We start from the raw sequence: 18,176 nt of genomic DNA on the forward strand, positions 1-18,176 counted from the left end.
AAAGCCTGCTGACGCGGTCCCCTGTAGGAGCGGCCTTGTGTCTCAGCCGCGAGCCAGCTGCCGGCGCAACTCAGCCAACACTGGCGCCGTATCCGGCCGCACCCCACGCCAGATAAAGAAAGCCTCAGCCGCCTGCTCAGCCAGCATCCCCAGCCCATCCAGCACCTTGGCCGCCCCCAGCTTCTCGGCCCACTGGCAAAACGGCGTAGGCTCCTTGCCATACATCATGTCGTAGCAAACCGTGCGCCCCGCCTCGACCAGGCTGTCGGCGATCGGCGGCAACTCACCGGCCAGGCTCGCCGAGGTGGCATTGATGATCACATCCACCGGTTCCTGCAACCAGGCAAACCCGCTGGCCACCACCGGCCCCAGTTCATCGAACTCACGCGCCAGCTGCTCAGCCTTTTCCACGGTACGGTTGGCAATCACCAGCGACTGCGGCTTGTGCGCCAGGATCGGCTCCAGCACGCCACGTACCGCGCCACCAGCACCCAGGATCAGAATGCGTTTGCCCGCCAGCTCGACCCCAGCATTCACCGTCAGGTCGCGCACAAGGCCAGCGCCATCGGTGTTGTCGCCCTGCAGTGTGCCATCGGCCAGCTTGCTTAGCGTGTTCACCGCACCAGCGCGCCGAGCACGCGGGGTCAGGCTGTCGCACAGGCGGTAGGCCTCTTCCTTGAACGGCACGGTGACGTTGCCGCCGCGGCCTTGCTTGAAGAAGCCGCGCGCGCAGTCGCTGAACTCGTCCAGCGGCGCCAGCAGGGTGGCGTATTCCAGGTCCTGGCCGGTCTGTTCGGCGAACAGGCGATGGATCAGCGGCGACTTGCTGTGGCCGATGGGGTTACCAAAAACGACGTACTGGTCCATGACGGCTCCTTGATTATCCACAGGCTTACTGGCCGAGCCAGTCGCGGTCCTGCAGGAAGTACTCGGTCAGGCGTGCTTCTTCGCTGCCGGGCGCGGCCTTCCAGTCGTAGCCCCAGCGCACCTGCGGCGGCAGCGACATGAGGATGGACTCGGTGCGACCGCCGGACTGCAGGCCGAACAAGGTGCCACGGTCGTAGACCAGGTTGAACTCCACGTAGCGGCCACGGCGATACTCCTGGAACTCGCGCTGCTGCGGCGTGTAGGGCGTGCCCTTGCGGCGCTGGACGATCGGCAGGTAGGCGTTGACGTAGGCGTCGCCAATGGCGCGGATGAAGGCGAAGCAGGTGTCGAAGTCCCACTCGTTCAGGTCATCGAAGAACAACCCACCAATGCCGCGTGGCTCGCCACGGTGCTTGAGGTGGAAGTAGCGGTCGCACCAGGCCTTGTAGCGCGGGTACACGTCGGCGCCGAACGGCGCGCAGGCCTGCTCGGCCACACGGTGCCAGTGGATGCAGTCTTCTTCATTGCCGTAGTACGGAGTCAGGTCGAAGCCGCCGCCGAACCACCAGACAGCCTCTTCACCTTCCTTTTCGGCGATGAAGAAGCGCACGTTGGCGTGGGAGGTGGGCACATGCGGGTTGTGCGGGTGGATCACCAGCGACACGCCCAAGGCCTCGAAGCCACGGCCCGCCAGCTCGGGGCGGTGGGCACTGGCCGACGGCGGCAGACCGGCGCCGAACACGTGGGAGAAGTTGACCCCCCCTTTCTCGATCACCTTGCCATCGCCGATCACCCGCGTGCGGCCCCCGCCACCGGCTTCGCGCACCCATGCGTCCTCGACGAAGCGGGCGCCGCCGTCTTCAGCTTCGAGGGCAGAGCAGATGCGGTCTTGCAGGTCGAGCAGGTAGGCTTTCACGGCCTCGGTGCGGCTAGTCATCGGGTCACCAGGAACGGGCAGGGAAGAATTCGCCGCGTAGCATACCACCCCCAGCCCGCGCGCCGCAGTTGACGGCGATCAAGCAAAGGCGTCCGATAGAAGGTCTTTCCCGACCCATACGACAGGAGTGCGAGATGGCCAAGCGTATCCAGTTCAGCCAGCATGGCGGCCCGGAAGTGCTGCAGTTTGTGGAATTCGAACCAGCCCCGCCAGGGCCACAGCAGGTGCGTGTACGTAACCATGCGATCGGCCTGAACTTCATCGATACCTACTTCCGCAGCGGGCTGTATGCACCGCCATCCCTGCCTTCGGGGCTGGGCACTGAAGCGGCTGGCGTGGTCGAGGCCGTGGGCGAGGGCGTGACCCGGCTGAAAGTGGGTGACCGCGTGGCCCATGCCGGCGGCCCGTTGGGCGCGTACAGCGAGGTGCATACGCTGCCGGAAGCTAATCTGGTGAAGCTGCCCGACAACATCAGCTTCGAGCAGGCAGCGGCGGTGATGCTCAAGGGTTTGACCGTGCAGTACCTGCTGAAGCAGACCTATGAGGTGAAGGCGGGTGACGTGATCCTGTTCCACGCAGCAGCTGGCGGCGTGGGTTCGTTGGCGTGCCAGTGGGCCAAGGCGCTGGGGGCCAAGCTGATCGGTACCGTGAGTTCTGCCGAGAAGGCCGAACGGGCCAAGGCGCTTGGGGCGTGGGCGACCATCGACTATAGCCGTGAGGACGTAGCCAAGCGGGTGCTGGAGCTGACCGACGGCAAGAAATGCCCGGTGGTGTATGACGGTGTGGGTGCCGACACCTGGCTGACCTCGCTGGACTGCCTGCAGCCGCGCGGGTTGATGGTGAGCTTTGGCAATGCCTCGGGGGCGGTGAGCGGGGTGAACCTGGGGATTCTGGCGCAGAAAGGGTCGCTGTATGTGACCCGCCCGACGTTGGCGACCTATGCCAACAATGCCGAGAATACCCAGGCCATGGCCGATGACCTGTTTGCGATGATCGGCAGTGGCAAGCTGGTTGTGGATATCCAACAGCGGTATCCGCTCAGCGAGGCGGCCAAGGCACAGGCGGAGCTGTCGGCTCGGCGGACTGTGGGTTCCACAATTCTGCTTCCTTGAGTTCACTCCCACAGGTACTGCACCGATCTTAAGTGCAGTGCCATCCCTGTGGGAGCGGGCATGCCCGCGAAGCAAGCACCGCGGTGCATGGCACCGGCTGCGCCGGTGTTCGCGGGTGAACCCGCTCCCACAGGTACTGCGTCGGCCTTGAACAGGGCGCTATGCCTGTGGAGGACGGGTAGTTGGTATCGACTCGATACCATCGAGAATCGCCTCCACCAATCCCTCCGCCAATTCAATGGAATGCAGGCTCGACCAATACATGCCACGGCCTTCTTCGCGCAGGTACTCGAGGGCTTTCGAGCCCGTTTCGTAGGCGCCTCGCAGATACAGAGCTACATGAACCAAGGCGTCCTCGGCGGAAATGTTCGGGTTTACGGTGAACAGCGGTTCGTGGCCGGCATCGCAGCGGCCGAAGGGGCGGGTGGATGTGCAGGGTAGGGGTGGATCGGGGACAATCTTCTTCATCACTAGATCTCGCTTCATGGCACCACCCAGTCGTTACCACACGAATAGGTGGCAGCTGTACGCAGGGTGGTAAACCGGGTGGGAGATCTAAAACCCAGCAGGCACGAAGCCTCCTGCGAACAGCCGCCATGGACTGCCAAGATCACCCAGAACCCGGGTTACCACACCCGATCGCCAAGTTATTCGGCGACGGCTGAAGACTAAGGGCGGAGGTTCCCACTGAGAAGGTGATGGCAGGGGACGCGGCTCGTAGGATATTTCCCAAGCCGCAAGCTGGACAGGCATTCGAAACAAAATCAGAAAAATCTGCGGGGGCTTGGCCCTGACCTGTGGGAGCGGGCATGCCCGCGAACACGGGCGAAGCCCGTGCCAGGCACCGCGTTGGATTCTTCGCGGGCTCGCCCGCTCCCACAGGAGGTCCCGGCCAGGCCTGTGGATATGTATCAGCCCGGGCGAACGACTTCGCCAGTGGCCAGGTTGCGAATCACACTAGGGTTCTTCCTTCCACCCAACGCCCCCCCCAGCACGAGATCCAGCTGACCATGGAAGTACTGCTCCACCCGCAACCGGGTCTTCGCCGCCGGGCGCCCGCCCGGGTTGCACGAAGTGGAAATCAACGGACCCACCAACGCACACAGCTCACGTACCACCGGGTGGTCACTGACCCGCAGTGCCACGGTGTCATGTTGCCCGGTAACCCACTCGGGCAACAGGTCCTGGTGCGGCACCAGCCAGGTGTTCGGCCCCGGCCAGGTGCTGCCCATGCGGTCGATCCAGTCTTCGGGGAAATCCTCAAACAAGAAGTCGAACTGGCGGATGTTGTCGGCTACCAGGATCAGGCCTTTATCCACAGGCCGCGACTTCAGCGCCAGCAGGCGATACACCGCGTCCTCGTTCCACGGGTCGCAGCCCAGGCCCCAGACCGCTTCCGTCGGATAGGCGATCACTGCGCCCGCCCGGATCTCACGTGCGGCTTGTTGCACACGAAAACTGCTCACCATTTCTGTTACTCCGCCTATATACCTTGCTTGTGAGCAGTGTACTTAGCCCGCGCGGGCAAACCAACGCCCGGCTTCATTGCTGACCCGGCCTTCCAGCTCCAGTTCGGTCAGCTGCGCGAGCACGTCGGCCAGCGGCAGCTCGCTGCAGTGGGCCAGGCTTTCACTGGTCTGTGGCGCGGCATGCAGCAGGGCGAGCAGTGGATGGTCAAATTTATCCACAACCGCAGGTGGCAGGTTCTGCCAACCCTGCAGGCTTTCCAGTATCTGCTCCACGCTTTCCACCAGCAGCGCGCCGTCACGGATCAACTGGTGGCAGCCCTTGGCCCCAGGATGGTGAATGGATCCCGGTATGGCATACACCTCGCGGCCTTGCTCGGCAGCCAGGCGTGCGGTGATCAGCGAACCACTGGCCAGGCTTGCCTCGACAACCAGCACGCCCAGCGACAGCCCGCTGATGATGCGATTGCGCCGCGGGAAATTACCGGGCAGCGGCCCGGCATCCAGCGGGTACTCGGATACCAGCGCGCTGCCATTGTCGATCATCGCTTGCGCAAGCGACTTGTGGCGCTGTGGATAAAGTTTTTGCAACCCCGTACCGAGCACGCCGATCGTGCCCCCGCCAGCCTGCAATGCGGCCCGATGAGCGGCACCGTCGATGCCCACGGCCAAGCCGCTGGTAATGGTGAAACCGGCCTGCGCCAGGTAGCGGGAAAATGCCGCAGCGGTGTCGAGCGCCGGTGGTGAAGCACGCCTGCTGCCCACAATTGCCAGTTGTGGGCGCTCGAGCAAGGCCGGGTCTCCAGCTACGAAAAGCAGTGGAGGGGCATCGTCGATTTCCGCCAATAGTGGCGGGTAGCCAGGGCCGTCCCACATCAGCAAATGCTGGCCCTGGCGCTCTAGCCAGGCCATTGCGGCCAATGCACCCTCACGAACTTCGGCACTGCGCCGGGCATCGATGGTGGCCTGGGGTATGCCCAATGCGCGCCAGGCGCCGGCGGGTGCACACAGTGCCGAAGAGGCACTGCCAAAAGCCTCAAGCAAGGTGTTAAAGCGACGCAATCCCGTCTCCGGCAGCCGGTGCAGGCGTAATCGGGCCTCCAGTTCGGCAGGCGGAAGAGGCGACGAATGGTAGGTCTGCATGGGGATCATCCTTGATCGAAACGGGGCCATCGACGTGGCACAAACTGTGGATAACTTTGTTGATAACGCTTTGACAACCTGTCCATCGAATGGGCAATAAGCTGGCCCTGAAAACCCTAGACGAGCTTTCCCAGGTGCTGAAATCCTCGTTTCCCTTTATTATGTGTGCTCAGTTTTCAACCGAACGCACAGTGACTGCCTGACCTTATGGCCATCTTGAACATTCTCGAATTCCCGGACCCGCGCCTGCGCACCATCGCCAAGCCGGTGACGGTGTTCGACGACGCCCTGCGTCAGCTGATCGACGACATGTTTGAAACCATGTACGAAGCCCCTGGCATCGGCCTGGCCGCCACCCAGGTCAACGTGCACCAGCAGGTCGTGGTCATGGACCTCAGTGAAGACCGCAGCGAGCCGCGCGTCTTCATCAACCCTACGGTCGAAGAGCTGACCCATGACATGGGCCAGTACCAGGAAGGCTGCCTGTCGGTACCTGGCTTCTACGAGAACGTCGACCGCCCGTTGCGTGTGCGGGTGAAGGCCCAGGACCGCGACGGCAAGCCTTACGAGCTGGAGTGCGAAGGCCTGCTGGCGGTGTGCGTGCAGCATGAGTTCGATCACCTCAACGGCAAGCTGTTCGTCGACTACCTGTCGCAGCTCAAGCGCGACCGGATCAAGAAGAAGCTGGAAAAGCAGCACCGCCAGCAAGCCTGATCCCCACCTTCCAGAAGGCTTGCTCCGGCAAGCCTTTTTCTTTTTTGAAGCGAGAACTCCATGCGCATCGTCTTTGCAGGCACTCCAGAGTTTGCCGCCGAACACCTCAAGGCCCTGCTCGACAGCCCGTACGAGATCGTGGCCGTCTACACCCAGCCCGACCGCCCCGCTGGCCGTGGCCAGAAGCTGATGCCGAGCCCGGTCAAGCAACTGGCTGTGGCCCATGACATCCCGGTGTTCCAACCGCCGACCCTGCGCAACGCCGAAGCCCAGGCCGAACTTGCGGCGCTGAAGCCGGACCTGATGGTAGTGGTCGCCTACGGCCTGATCCTGCCGCAGGTGGTGCTGGATATCCCGCGCCTGGGCTGTATCAACAGCCATGCTTCCCTGCTGCCCCGCTGGCGCGGTGCCGCACCGATCCAGCGCGCCGTGGAAGCCGGCGACGCCGAGAGCGGTGTGACCGTGATGCGTATGGAAGCGGGCCTGGACACCGGCCCGATGCTGCTCAAGGTGGTCACGCCGATCAGCGCCGAAGACACCGGCGGCAGCCTGCACGACCGCTTGGCCGAGATGGGCCCGCCCGCAGTCGTACAAGCCATCGCCGGCCTGGCCGATGGTTCGCTGCAGGGTGAAGTGCAGGACGATGCCCTGGCCACCTACGCGCACAAGCTGAACAAGGACGAAGCGCGCATCGATTGGAGCCGCCCGGCCGTCGAGCTGGAACGCCTGATCCGTGCCTTCAACCCGTGGCCGGTGTGCCACAGCACCCTCGATGGCGAAAGCGTGAAAGTGCTGGCCGCCAACTTGTCCACAGCGATAGGCACCCCGGGTGAGATCCTCTCCGCCAGCAAGGACGGCCTGGTTGTCGCCTGCGGTGACCAGGCACTGAGCCTGACCCGTCTGCAACTGCCCGGCGGCAAGGCACTGAACTTCAGCGACCTGTTCAACAGCCGTCGCGAGAAATTCGCCAGCGGCAAGGTGCTGGGCCAATGAACCCACGCCTCGCCGCCGCCCGTGCCCTTGCCGCTGTACTCAGTGGCAAGGCCTCGCTGAACAGTTCGCTGCCAGCGCAACTGGACAAGGTCGATGAACGCGACCGCGGCCTGACCCAGGACCTGGCGTTCGGTACCGCACGCTGGCAGCCACGGCTCGACCTGCTGGCGGCGCAGCTGCTGCAGAAGCCGTTCAAGGCCGCCGATGCCGATGTGCAGGCGTTGCTGCTGGTCGGCCTGTACCAGCTGTTCTACAGCCGTATCCCGGCCCACGCGGCCATTGGCGAGACCGTCGGCTGTGCCGACAAGCTGAAGAAGCCGTGGGCCAAGGGCCTGCTCAATGCCGTGCTGCGCCGCGCCCAACGCGAAGGCGAAGAATTGCTGGCCGGCATGGAGCGCGACCCGGTGGTACGCACTGCCCACCCGCGCTGGCTGCAGAAGTCGCTCAAGGCCTTCTGGCCGGAGCAGTGGGAGGCCATCTGCGCCGCCAACAACGCCCACCCGCCGATGATCCTGCGGGTCAACCGCCGCCACCACAGCCGCGATGCCTACCTGGCACTGCTGGCCGAGGCGGGCGTTGGCGCCAGCGCCTGCCAGTACAGCCGTGACGGTATCGTGTTGGCCGAAGCCTGCGATGTGCGCGGCCTGCCAGGCTTTGCCGAAGGCTGGGTGAGCGTGCAGGACGAAGCCGCGCAGCTGTCCGCCGACCTGCTGGAACTGGCCCCCGGCCAGCGCGTGCTCGACGCCTGCTGTGCACCGGGTGGCAAGACCTGCCACCTGCTGGAAGCCGAAGCCGGCCTGGCCCACGTGGTGGCCATCGACCTCGAAGCCAAGCGCCTGACCCGCGTGCGCGAGAACCTCGACCGCCTGCAATTGGACGCCGAGCTGATCGCCTGCGATGCCCGCGACACCGCCAGCTGGTGGGACGGCAAGCCGTTCCAGCGCATTCTGCTCGATGCCCCCTGTTCGGCCACCGGCGTGATCCGCCGCCACCCTGACATCAAGCTGACCCGTCAGGCCGACGACATCCCGGCCCTGGCCACGCTGCAAGGTGAGCTGCTCGATGCCCTGTGGCCGACCCTGGAAGTGGGCGGCATGCTGCTATACGCCACCTGCTCCAGCCTGCCGACCGAGAACACCGAAGTGATCGATGCCTTCCTTGCCCGCACCCCGGGCGCCCGTGAGCTGGACCTGGCCACCGAAGCCGGCCTGCGCCAGCCCCACGGCCGCCAGTTGTTGGCCCAGGAAGGCGGCCACGACGGTTTCTACTATGCCAAGCTGATCAAGATCGCCGCCTCGCGCGGATAAAAACAAAAGGTAGGGAGTAGCGGATGAAGATCATCATCCTCGGCGCAGGACAGGTAGGCGGTACGCTGGCGGAGCACCTGGCCAGCGAAGCCAACGACATCACCGTGGTCGACACTGACGGCGACCGCCTGCGCGACCTGGGCGACCGTCTGGATATCCGCACCGTTCAAGGCCGCGGCTCGCTGCCTACGGTGCTGCGCCAGGCCGGTGCCGACGACGCCGACATGCTGGTGGCGGTAACCAACAGCGACGAAACCAACATGGTCGCCTGCCAGGTGGCCTATTCGCTTTTCCACACCCCGACCAAAATTGCCCGGGTGCGCGAGTCGGCCTACCTGACCCGCGAAGAGCTGTTCGACAACGACCATATCCCGGTCGACGTACTGATCAGCCCCGAGCAGGTGGTGACCAACTACATCAAGCGCCTGATCGAGCACCCAGGCTCGCTGCAGGTGATCGACTTCGCAGAAGGCAAGGCCCAGCTGGTGGCAGTGAAGGCGTACTACGGTGGCCCGCTGGTAGGCCAGCAACTGCGCCAGATCCGCGCGCACATGCCCAACGTCGACACCCGCGTGGCGGCCATCTTCCGCCGCGACCGCCCGATCACCCCGCGGGGCGACACGGTGATCGAAGCAGACGACGAAGTGTTCTTCATCGCCGCGAAGAAGGACATCCGCGCGGTGATGGGTGAGCTGCGCCGTATCGACGAAACCAACAAGCGTGTGGTCATCGCCGGTGGCGGGCAAATCGGCGAACGCCTGGCCGAGGCTATCGAAAGCCGCTACCAGGTGAAGATCATCGAGATGAGTCCGGCCCGTTGCCGACACCTCTCCGACACCCTGGAAAGCACCGTGGTGCTGCAGGGCAGCGCCTCGGACAAGGACCTGATGCTGGAGGAGAACATCGCCGACGCCGACATCTTCCTGGCCCTGACCAACGACGACGAGGCCAACATCATGTCGTCGCTGCTGGCCAAGCGCCTGGGCGCCCGCAAGGTGATGACCATCATCAACAACCCGGCCTATGTCGACCTGGTGCAGGGTGGCGACATCGACATCGCCATCAGCCCACAGTTGGCCACCATCGGCACCCTGCTGGCGCACGTGCGCCGGGGCGACATCGTCAGCGTACACTCGCTGCGCCGCGGCGCGGCCGAGGCTATCGAAGCGGTGGCGCACGGGGATTCGAAGTCGAGCAAGGTGGTCGGCAAGGCGATCGAAGACATCGCCCTGCCACCGGGCACCACCATCGGCGCGATCATTCGTGACGAAGAGGTGATGATTGCCCACGACGACACCATGATCGAATCGGGCGACCATGTGATCCTGTTCGTTGTGGATAAAAAGCATATCCGGGATGTGGAGAAGCTGTTCCACGTCGGCTTGAGTTTCTTCTAGGAGCACAGGGCATGCGCGAATCGCTGGAGAAGATGCTGGCCAAGGGTGTGGATAACCCGTTGTTGAGGTTCGGCCTGGGCAAGGCCTGGCTGGACGAAGGCAATGGTGCTGAAGCGGCGGTGCATCTGGCACGGTGCGTGGAACAGGACCCGAAGTACTCGGCGGCGTGGAAGCTGCTGGGCAAGGCGCATCAGCTGCAGGGTGACCTGGCGGCGGCGCGCAAGGCCTGGGAGGAGGGGATCGTGGCGGCGCAGGCCCATGGGGACAAGCAGGCCGAGAAAGAGATGACCGTGTTTCTGAAGAAGCTCAGCAAGACATCAGGTTAACGCGGTCCCTGTGGGAGCGGGTTCACCCGCGAATGCGATGTTGGATTCACCGACGCATTCGCGGGTAAACCCGCTCCAACAGGGGACAGTGAAAATCTCAGTACCAGCGCGCCTCGCCAGCCGGGCGCTTCTTGAAGCGCTTCATGCTCCACATGTACTGGCTCGGGTACTCGCGCACATAGCGCTCGACCACCTTGCTCATCGCCGCCGCCGACACGGTCACATCGGTGCTGTACATCTCTTCCGGCGCCGCCTCCAGGAACACCTTGAAGCCCGAGCCGTCAGGCAACCGCAGGGCATGCAGGAACACTCCAACCGCCTTGCCCCCGGCCAGCATGTTCGGAACAAACTTGCTGGTCAGCGCCTGGGTACCCAGGAACGGCACGAACACCCCGGCCGACTCCGCCGGCTCCGGGTCGGCAGGAATACCCACCTGACCACCACGGCGCACTTCCTTGATCACGCTGAGGATGCCTTCCTTGGTCGAAGGCGCCACGCGGTTGCCCATCTGCACCCGCTGCTCGCGCAGCAGGTCATCCACCGCCTTCAGCTTCGGCGGGCGATAGAAGATGATCGGTTTGCACTGGTTGCAGTAGAAGTGGTTCAGCACTTCCCAGTTACCCAGGTGGCTGGTGATGCCGACCACGCCCTTGCCCGAGGCCAACGCCTGCTCCAGCACTTCCAGGCCGTGCACTTCCTTGACCAGCTCCAGCGAGCGCTGCGGCGGCCAGATCCAGGCACAGGCACTTTCGACGAAGGATTTACCGATATCCTTCAACGCGCGGCCCACCAGCTGCTCGCGCTCGGCCGGGTCCATCTCCGGGAAGCACTTGGCCAGGTTGATGCGCACGACATTGCGCGAGCCGTTGGGGATCTTCCACATCAGCCAGCCGATACCGGCGCCGACGCGCTGCACAGCGCCCCAGGGCAGCTTGGCAAACAGACGCAGCACCCCGACCATCAGGGCGCCCTTGAACTTTTCCACAGGCGAATTCCTTATTTCAGCAAGGCGCGCATTGTAACCCCTCAGCGCAACAAGGCGGCGTAGCGATCGCAATCGGTGGTGTGGTCCATGACCATGCCGGTGGCCTGCATGAAGGCATAGCAGATGGTCGGGCCAACGAACGTGAAGCCGGCTTTCTGCAGGGCTTTGCTCATCGCCTTGGCTTCATCGGTAACCGCTGGCACCTCGCTGCGGCCAGTGAAGTGGTTGATCTTCGGCGCACCACCGACGAATGACCAGAGCCAGTCGGCGGGGTTGTCCACAGCCAGCCAGGCCTGGGCATTACGCCTGGCAGCCTTGAGCTTGAGGCGGTTGCGGATGATGCCGGCATCCTGCATCAGCTCCTCGATGCGTTCGTCGCTCATGACGGCGAGTTTCACCGGATCGAAGCCGTGCATCACCTCGCGATAACGCTCGCGTTTACGCAATACGGTGATCCACGAAAGCCCCGCCTGGAACCCTTCGAGCAAAAGCATCTCGAACAGCAACGCCGGGTCACGCTGGGGCGTTCCCCATTCCTGGTCATGGTAGGCCTGGTACAACGGATCGTCGGTACACCAAAAGCAGCGTGGCATAAGGCTCCAATGAGTAGAGGGCGAGGCGAATCAGGTTATACTCCCGCTCTTTACATCCGCATCCCCAGATACAGGTGAATTTCGTGAGCCAGCCTACGCCAGCCGTGCGTACCTTCCAAGACCTGATCCTCGCCCTGCAGAACTACTGGGCCGAGCAAGGTTGTGTGGTGCTTCAGCCCTACGATATGGAAGTAGGCGCCGGCACTTTCCACACCGCTACATTCCTGCGCGCCGTGGGTCCAGAAACCTGGAACGCCGCCTATGTGCAGCCTAGCCGTCGCCCTGCCGACGGGCGGTATGGCGAAAACCCCAACCGCCTGCAGCACTACTACCAGTTCCAGGTGGTACTGAAGCCCAACCCGGCCAACTTCCAGGAGCTGTACCTCGGCTCGCTGAAAGCCATCGGCCTGGACCCGCTGGTCCACGACATTCGCTTCGTCGAAGACAACTGGGAATCGCCGACCCTCGGCGCCTGGGGCCTGGGCTGGGAAATCTGGCTCAACGGCATGGAAGTCACCCAGTTCACCTACTTCCAGCAGGTAGGCGGCATCGAGTGCTACCCAGTCACTGGTGAAATTACCTACGGCCTGGAGCGCCTGGCCATGTACATCCAGGGCGTCGACTCGGTGTACGACCTGGTGTGGGCCGACGGCCCGTTCGGCAAGGTCACCTACGGCGACGTGTTCCACCAGAACGAGGTGGAGCAGTCGACCTACAACTTCGAGCACGCCAACGTCGACAAGCTGTTCGAGCTGTTCGACTTCTACGAAAGCGAAGCCAACCGCCTGATCAAGCTTGAGCTGCCGCTGCCGACCTATGAAATGGTCCTGAAGGCCTCGCACACCTTCAACCTGCTGGACGCCCGCCGCGCCATCTCGGTAACCGAGCGCCAGCGCTACATCCTGCGTGTACGTACCCTGGCCCGGGACGTGGCGCAAAGCTATCTGCAAGCCCGCGCACGCCTGGGCTTCCCGATGGCCACCCCTGAACTGCGTGACGAAGTGTTGGCTAAGCTGGAGGCTGCACAATGAGTGCTCAAGATTTCCTGGTAGAACTGGGCACCGAGGAGCTGCCACCGAAGGCCCTCGCCAGCCTTGGCGAAGCCTTCCTGGCGGGTATCGAGAAGGGCCTGCAGGCCGCTGGCCTGAACTACACCGGCAAGCAGGTTTACGCCGCGCCGCGCCGCTTGGCCGTGCTGATCCGCCAGCTCGACGTGCAACAGCCTGACCGCAGCATCAATATCGACGGCCCGCCCCTGCAGGCTGCTTTCAAAGACGGCGAGCCGACCCAGGCTGCCTTGGGCTTTGCCAAGAAATGCGGTGTGGAGCTGTCGGAAATCGACCAGAGCGGCCCCAAGCTGCGCTTCTCCCAGCACATCCCGGGCAAGGCCACCACCGGCCTGCTGCCGACCATCGTCGAAGATTCGCTCAACGACCTGCCGATCCCCAAGCGCATGCGCTGGGCGGCCAGCCGTGAAGAGTTCGTGCGCCCGACCCAATGGCTGGTGATGCTGCTGGGCGACCAAGTGGTCGACTGCACCATCCTGTCGCAGAAGGCAGGCCGTGAATCCCGTGGCCACCGCTTCCACCACCCGGAAAACGTGGTCATCACCACCCCGGCCAACTACGTCGAAGACCTGCGCAAAGCCTACGTGCTGGCCGACTTCGCCGAGCGCCGGGAGCTGATCAGCAAGCGTACCGCCGAACTGGCCATGCAGCAGGAAGGCAGCGCCATCGTGCCGCCGGCGCTGCTGGACGAAGTGACCGCCCTGGTCGAGTGGCCAGTGCCGCTGGTGTGCTCGTTCGAGGAGCGCTTCCTCGAAGTGCCGCAGGAAGCCCTGATCACCACCATGCAGGACAACCAGAAGTACTTCTGCCTGCTGGACAGCGAAGGCAAGCTGCTGCCGCGCTTCATCACCGTGGCCAACGTCGAGAGCCGCGACCCGAAGCAGATCGTGCAAGGCAACGAGAAGGTCGTGCGCCCACGCCTGACCGACGCCGAGTTCTTCTTCAAGCAGGACAAGAAGCAACCGCTGGAAACCTTCAACGAGCGCCTGAAGAACGTGGTGTTCCAGGCTCAGCTGGGTACCGTGTACGACAAGGCCGAGCGCGTTTCTCGGTTGGCCGCCTTCATCGCCCCGCTGATCGGCGGCGACGCCCAGCGCGCCGGCCGTGCCGGCCTGCTGTCGAAGTGCGACCTGGCCACCGAGATGGTCGGCGAATTCCCTGAGATGCAGGGTGTGGCCGGTTACTACTACGCGCTCAACGACGGTGAGCCGGAAGACGTGGCCCTGGCCCTGAACGAGCAGTACATGCCGCGCGGTGCTGGCGCCGAGCTGCCGCAGACCCTCACCGGTGCTGCGGTGGCCATCGCCGACAAGCTCGACACCCTGGTCGGCATCTTCGGCATCGGCATGCTGCCTACCGGCAGCAAGGACCCGTACGCCCTGCGCCGTGCCGCCTTGGGCGTGCTGCGTATCCTGATCGAGAAGCAGCTGGACCTGGACCTGACCGGTGCGGTCGAGTTCGCGGTCAAGCAGTTCGGCGCCAAGGTCAAGGCCGCCGGCCTGGCCGAACAGGTGCTGGAGTTCATCTTCGACCGCCTGCGTGCGCGTTACGAAGACGAAGGCATCGACGTGGCCACCTACCTGTCGGTCCGTGCCCTGCAGCCAGGTTCTGCCTTGGACTTCGACCAGCGCGTGCAGGCTGTACAAGCCTTCCGCAAGCTGCCGGAAGCCGAGGCCCTGGCCGCGGTGAACAAGCGCGTGTCGAACCTGCTGAGCAAGGCCGAAGGCGCCATCGCCGATCACGTCGAGCCGAAGTACTTCGACAACGCCAACGAGTTCTCCCTGTACTCGGCCATCCAGCAGGCCGACCAGGCCGTGCAACCGATGGCTGCTGCACGCCAGTACAGCGAATCGCTGGCCCGCCTGGCGGCCCTGCGTGACCCGGTCGATGCCTTCTTCGAGGCGGTGATGGTCAACGCCGAGGATGCCAAGGTACGCGCCAACCGTTATGCCCTGCTCAGCCGCCTGCGCGGCCTGTTCCTGGGCGTGGCCGACATTTCGCTGCTGGGGTAAGCCTTGAAACTGCTGATTCTCGACCGTGACGGAGTAATCAACTACGACTCCGACGCCTACATCAAGACGCTGGACGAGTGGGTGCCGATCCCTGGCTCGGTCGATGCGATCGCGCAGTTGAGCAAGGCGGGCTGGACGGTGGCCGTGGCCACCAACCAGTCCGGCATTGCCCGTGGCTACTATGCGCTGACTACCCTCGAGGCCATGCACGCGCGCCTGCGCGCGCTGGTGGCCGAGCAGGGTGGCGAAGTGGGCCACATCGTGTATTGCCCGCACGGGCCGGACGAAGGCTGCGATTGCCGCAAGCCCAAGCCTGGCATGCTGCGGGCGATCGCCGAGCATTACCAGGTCGGCCTGGAAGGCGTCTGGTTCGTTGGCGACAGCAAAGGTGACCTGGAGGCCGCCCTGGCCGTCGGTGCACAACCCGTGTTGGTGAAAACCGGCAAGGGCGAGCGGACCCTGGAAAAAGGCGTCCCGGAAACTACACTGATTTTCGACGATCTGGCAGCTATCGCCAGAGAACTAATTTAAACAGTGCGCCTTCGGGCGCATTTTTCTCAGGCGGGCATGCCCCGCAATGGTACAAGCCACTATGTCGATCCTGCAGGCGATCAGAATCTTTCTTTTTTACCTGCTGCTGGGCACCAGTTCGCTGCTGTGGTGCTCGCTGAGCTTCTTCGTTGCGCCGTTCCTGTCGTTCCCCAAGCGCTACAAGTTCATCAACGTGTACTGGTGCCGTTGCGCGTTGTTCCTGGTGCGCACCATCCTGGGTATCGACTACAAGATCACTGGCGCCGAGAACGTGCCTGATGAGCCTTGCGTGATCCTGTCCAACCACCAGAGCACCTGGGAAACCTTCTTCCTTTCCCAGTATTTCTCGCCGCTGAGCCAGGTGCTCAAGCGCGAGTTGCTGTACGTGCCGTTCTTCGGTTGGGCCATGGCCATGCTGCGGCCGATCGCGATCAACCGCGATAACCCCAAGGAAGCCCTGCGCCAGGTAGCCAGCAAGGGTGACGAGCTGCTCAAGCAGAAGACCTGGGTACTGATCTTCCCGGAAGGTACCCGCGTGCCATTCGGCACCATGGGCAAGTTCTCCCGTGGCGGTACCGCGCTGGCAGTGAATGCCGGCCTGCCGGTGCTGCCGATTGCCCATAACGCCGGCAAGTTCTGGCCCAAGACCGGCTGGGGCAAGCGCGCGGGCACAATCGAGGTGGTGATTGGCGAGCCGATGTACGCCAACGGCACCGGGCCACGGGCCATTGCCGAGCTCAACGACCGCGCTGCGGCGTGGAACGAAGCGACCCAGCGGGCCATGGGTTCGCTGCCGCCAGCAGAGGAAAAACCCCAGGAACAGATGGCCTGACCATCTGTGGATAACTTGTGAACTGTTTTTGGATTAAAAGCCTGAAGTGATCGCTAAGTGTTTGAATTAGCTGTTTATTTCTGTGTATGACATTTTTCTGAAAATCGTGCATAAGTTTTTTGAGGCATAAGAAAACCGGCTTTTACAGCCGGTTTTTTATTGCCTCATGCGGGCGTGTAGAAACGGCCCGTTGCAGCCGTCAGATCTTGTCGATATCCACATCCCTGGTTTCTTTCAGGCAGAAGATCCCCACCACCAGGCTGATCCCGGTCACCAGCACCGGGTACCACAGCCCATAGAAGATATCCCCGGTGTACACCACCAGCGCGAACGACACCGTTGGCAGGAAGCCACCGAACCAGCCGTTGCCAATGTGGTAGGGCAGTGACATGGAGGTGTAGCGGATGCGAGTGGGGAACAGCTCGACCATCACCGCCGCCAGCGGGCCATAGGTCATGGTCGCGATCAGGATCATCGCCACGATCAGCACCACCACCATCACCTGGTTGACCTGCCCAGGGTCGGCCTTGGCCGGGTAACCGGCCTGTTCCACCGCAGCACGCATGGCTGCTTCGTCGAAGCCGTTGATGGTCTTGTCACCGATGTTAACCACCACATCGCTGCCGGCCACATCCACAGAGCTGTACGGTAGGCCTTGCTTGACCAGGAAAGTCTTGACCTTGTCGCACGGGCTGTCGAAACGCGCCTTGCCCACCGGGTCGAACTGGAAGGTGCAGCCTTGCGGGTCGGCAGTGACAACGATTGGCGCCTGGCGGCTGGCTGCGTCGATCTGTGGGTTGGCGTAGTGGCTCAGCGCCTTGAACAGCGGGAAGTACAGCACCGTGGCCAGGAGCAGGCCGAGCATCAGGATCGGCTTGCGGCCAATACGGTCGGACAACCAGCCGAAGAACACGAAGAACGGCGCACCAATGACCACGCTGATGATCAGCAGGGTGTTGGCCTGGGCCGGGTCCATCTTCAGCATCTGGGTCATGAAGAACAGCACGTAGAACTGCGCCGTGTAGAAGGTCACGGCCTGCCCGGCGTTGATGCTGAACAGGGCGGTGAGCACCACTTTAAGGTTCGGCCAGGAGGTGAACGACTCACGGATCGGCGACTTGCTGACCTTGCCCTGGGCCTTCATTTTCACGAAGGCCGGCGACTCGTGCATGCTCATGCGGATCCAGGTGGAAATCGCCAACAGCACGATCGACAGCAGGAACGGCAGGCGCCAGCCCCAGGTTTCGAACTGGTCGCCACTGATATAGCGGCTGCCCAGCACCACCACCAGCGACAACAACAGGCCAAGGGTGGCAGTGGACTGAATGAAACCCGTGTGGAAACCGCGCTTGCCGGGCGGCGCATGCTCGGCCACATAGGTGGCCGCACCGCCGTATTCACCACCCAGCGCCAGCCCCTGCAGCATGCGCAGGACCACCAGGATGATCGGTGCCGCGATGCCGATGCTGGCGTAGGTGGGCAACAACCCCACCGCGAAGGTGGACAGGCCCATCAGCACGATGGTGACCAGGAAGGTGTACTTGCGCCCGATCATGTCGCCCAGCCGGCCGAATACCAGCGCGCCGAACGGCCGCACCAGGAAGCCGGCGGCAAAGGCCATGAGGGCGAAGATGAAGGCGGTGGTGTCGTTCACGCCAGCGAAAAACTGCTTGCTGATGACCGCTGCCAGCGCACCATAGAGAAAAAAGTCATACCACTCGAAAACTGTCCCGAGGGATGACGCGAAAATGATCTTGCGTTCTTCACGACGGCTGGAGCTGCTGGCCGCCGCACTCTGCTCTTGGATGTAATCCGACATCGTTGCTGTCCTCGGCCCGCAGGCCACAGTGATTATTCTTGTTGTTCCACTGTCGGCAGCTTCTGACCGCCAGCT

18 protein-coding genes are annotated in these 18,176 nt (G+C 63.4%); 10 read left to right on the forward strand and 8 right to left on the reverse strand.

The genetic code is table 11. From position 1 onward, the window contains the following. Nucleotides 1–42: 42 nt before the first annotated feature. Entirely contained in the window at nt 43–867 is an 825-nt protein-coding gene (gene aroE, locus GYA95_RS23005) for a shikimate dehydrogenase (RefSeq protein WP_015268442.1), read from the reverse strand. Between the two features lie 25 nt (nt 868–892). Then, nucleotides 893–1,804, reverse strand: a complete 912-nt coding sequence (gene hemF / locus GYA95_RS23010; RefSeq protein ID WP_013970271.1) for an oxygen-dependent coproporphyrinogen oxidase — start codon at nt 1,802–1,804, stop codon at nt 893–895. 134 nt (nt 1,805–1,938) lie between these two features. On the opposite strand from hemF, the gene GYA95_RS23015 reads away from it, so the two are divergent. Beyond that, nucleotides 1,939–2,916, forward strand: coding sequence for an NADPH:quinone reductase (locus tag GYA95_RS23015; protein ID WP_013970270.1), 978 nt, complete (start codon nt 1,939–1,941; stop codon nt 2,914–2,916). A 159-nt stretch (nt 2,917–3,075) separates the two neighbouring features. Here GYA95_RS23015 and GYA95_RS23020 read toward each other — a convergent pair whose 3' ends face one another. The 3 genes from GYA95_RS23020 to dprA form a co-directional block, all read right to left on the reverse strand. Next, nucleotides 3,076–3,384 carry a hypothetical protein gene (locus GYA95_RS23020; protein WP_031324379.1) on the reverse strand — a complete coding sequence of 103 codons (309 nt, stop codon included), beginning with the start codon at nt 3,382–3,384 and terminating at the stop codon, nt 3,076–3,078. Between the two features lie 443 nt (nt 3,385–3,827). Further along, nucleotides 3,828–4,385 carry an L-threonylcarbamoyladenylate synthase gene (locus tag GYA95_RS23025; RefSeq protein WP_015268440.1) on the reverse strand — a complete coding sequence of 186 codons (558 nt, stop codon included), beginning with the start codon at nt 4,383–4,385 and terminating at the stop codon, nt 3,828–3,830. A 42-nt stretch (nt 4,386–4,427) separates the two neighbouring features. Continuing rightward, on the reverse strand, nt 4,428–5,525 hold the full coding sequence (gene dprA, locus GYA95_RS23030; RefSeq protein WP_015268439.1) for a DNA-processing protein DprA: 1,098 nt from the start codon (nt 5,523–5,525) through the stop codon (nt 4,428–4,430). Between the two features lie 207 nt (nt 5,526–5,732). Between dprA and def the strand changes: the two genes are divergently transcribed. Genes def through GYA95_RS23055 form a run of 5 tightly spaced genes read left to right on the forward strand, consistent with a single transcriptional unit; the run spans nt 5,733 to nt 10,262 of the window. Next, a complete protein-coding gene (gene def, locus GYA95_RS23035; protein WP_003260000.1) occupies nt 5,733–6,239 on the forward strand; it encodes a peptide deformylase in 507 nt (168 codons plus the stop codon). Between the two features lie 60 nt (nt 6,240–6,299). Then, nucleotides 6,300–7,232 (forward strand): methionyl-tRNA formyltransferase, encoded by a 933-nt coding sequence (gene fmt / locus GYA95_RS23040; RefSeq protein ID WP_015268438.1) that lies wholly within the window; start codon nt 6,300–6,302, stop codon nt 7,230–7,232. Further along, nucleotides 7,229–8,539 (forward strand): 16S rRNA (cytosine(967)-C(5))-methyltransferase RsmB, encoded by a 1,311-nt coding sequence (gene rsmB, locus GYA95_RS23045; RefSeq protein WP_013970265.1) that lies wholly within the window; start codon nt 7,229–7,231, stop codon nt 8,537–8,539. The genes fmt and rsmB overlap by 4 nt, the downstream gene beginning before the upstream one ends. 23 nt (nt 8,540–8,562) lie before the next feature. Next, complete coding sequence (trkA, locus tag GYA95_RS23050) at nt 8,563–9,936, forward strand: Trk system potassium transporter TrkA (RefSeq protein ID WP_013970264.1); 1,374 nt, start codon at nt 8,563–8,565, stop codon at nt 9,934–9,936. A gap of 11 nt (nt 9,937–9,947) precedes the next feature. Beyond that, complete coding sequence (locus tag GYA95_RS23055; RefSeq protein WP_015268437.1) at nt 9,948–10,262, forward strand: tetratricopeptide repeat protein; 315 nt, start codon at nt 9,948–9,950, stop codon at nt 10,260–10,262. A 97-nt stretch (nt 10,263–10,359) separates the two neighbouring features. Here GYA95_RS23055 and GYA95_RS23060 read toward each other — a convergent pair whose 3' ends face one another. Both GYA95_RS23060 and GYA95_RS23065 read right to left on the reverse strand, forming a co-directional pair. Then, complete coding sequence (locus GYA95_RS23060) at nt 10,360–11,247, reverse strand: lysophospholipid acyltransferase (RefSeq protein ID WP_015268436.1); 888 nt, start codon at nt 11,245–11,247, stop codon at nt 10,360–10,362. A gap of 41 nt (nt 11,248–11,288) precedes the next feature. Further along, a complete protein-coding gene (locus GYA95_RS23065) occupies nt 11,289–11,840 on the reverse strand; it encodes a DNA-3-methyladenine glycosylase I (protein WP_003260004.1) in 552 nt (183 codons plus the stop codon). Between the two features lie 83 nt (nt 11,841–11,923). On the opposite strand from GYA95_RS23065, the gene glyQ reads away from it, so the two are divergent. The 4 genes from glyQ to GYA95_RS23085 are packed head-to-tail and all read left to right on the forward strand — an operon-like array spanning nt 11,924 to nt 16,282. After that, nucleotides 11,924–12,871: a glycine--tRNA ligase subunit alpha gene (gene glyQ / locus GYA95_RS23070; RefSeq protein WP_013970261.1), complete on the forward strand. Its 948-nt coding sequence runs from the start codon at nt 11,924–11,926 to the stop codon at nt 12,869–12,871. After that, a complete protein-coding gene (gene glyS, locus GYA95_RS23075) occupies nt 12,868–14,919 on the forward strand; it encodes a glycine--tRNA ligase subunit beta (protein WP_003260006.1) in 2,052 nt (683 codons plus the stop codon). The genes glyQ and glyS overlap by 4 nt, the downstream gene beginning before the upstream one ends. 3 nt (nt 14,920–14,922) lie before the next feature. Beyond that, nucleotides 14,923–15,450, forward strand: coding sequence for a D-glycero-beta-D-manno-heptose 1,7-bisphosphate 7-phosphatase (gmhB, locus tag GYA95_RS23080; protein WP_015268435.1), 528 nt, complete (start codon nt 14,923–14,925; stop codon nt 15,448–15,450). A gap of 46 nt (nt 15,451–15,496) precedes the next feature. Next, the gene (locus GYA95_RS23085; protein ID WP_025337179.1) at nt 15,497–16,282 is read left to right on the forward strand and encodes a lysophospholipid acyltransferase family protein; all 786 of its coding nucleotides are present in this window, start codon (nt 15,497–15,499) and stop codon (nt 16,280–16,282) included. 199 nt (nt 16,283–16,481) lie between these two features. Here GYA95_RS23085 and GYA95_RS23090 read toward each other — a convergent pair whose 3' ends face one another. Then, a complete protein-coding gene (locus GYA95_RS23090; RefSeq protein WP_015268434.1) occupies nt 16,482–18,101 on the reverse strand; it encodes an MFS transporter in 1,620 nt (539 codons plus the stop codon). Nucleotides 18,102–18,176: the final 75 nt, after the last annotated feature.

The organism is Pseudomonas asiatica (genome assembly GCF_009932335.1).
Lineage (GTDB): Bacteria > Pseudomonadota > Gammaproteobacteria > Pseudomonadales > Pseudomonadaceae > Aquipseudomonas > Aquipseudomonas asiatica.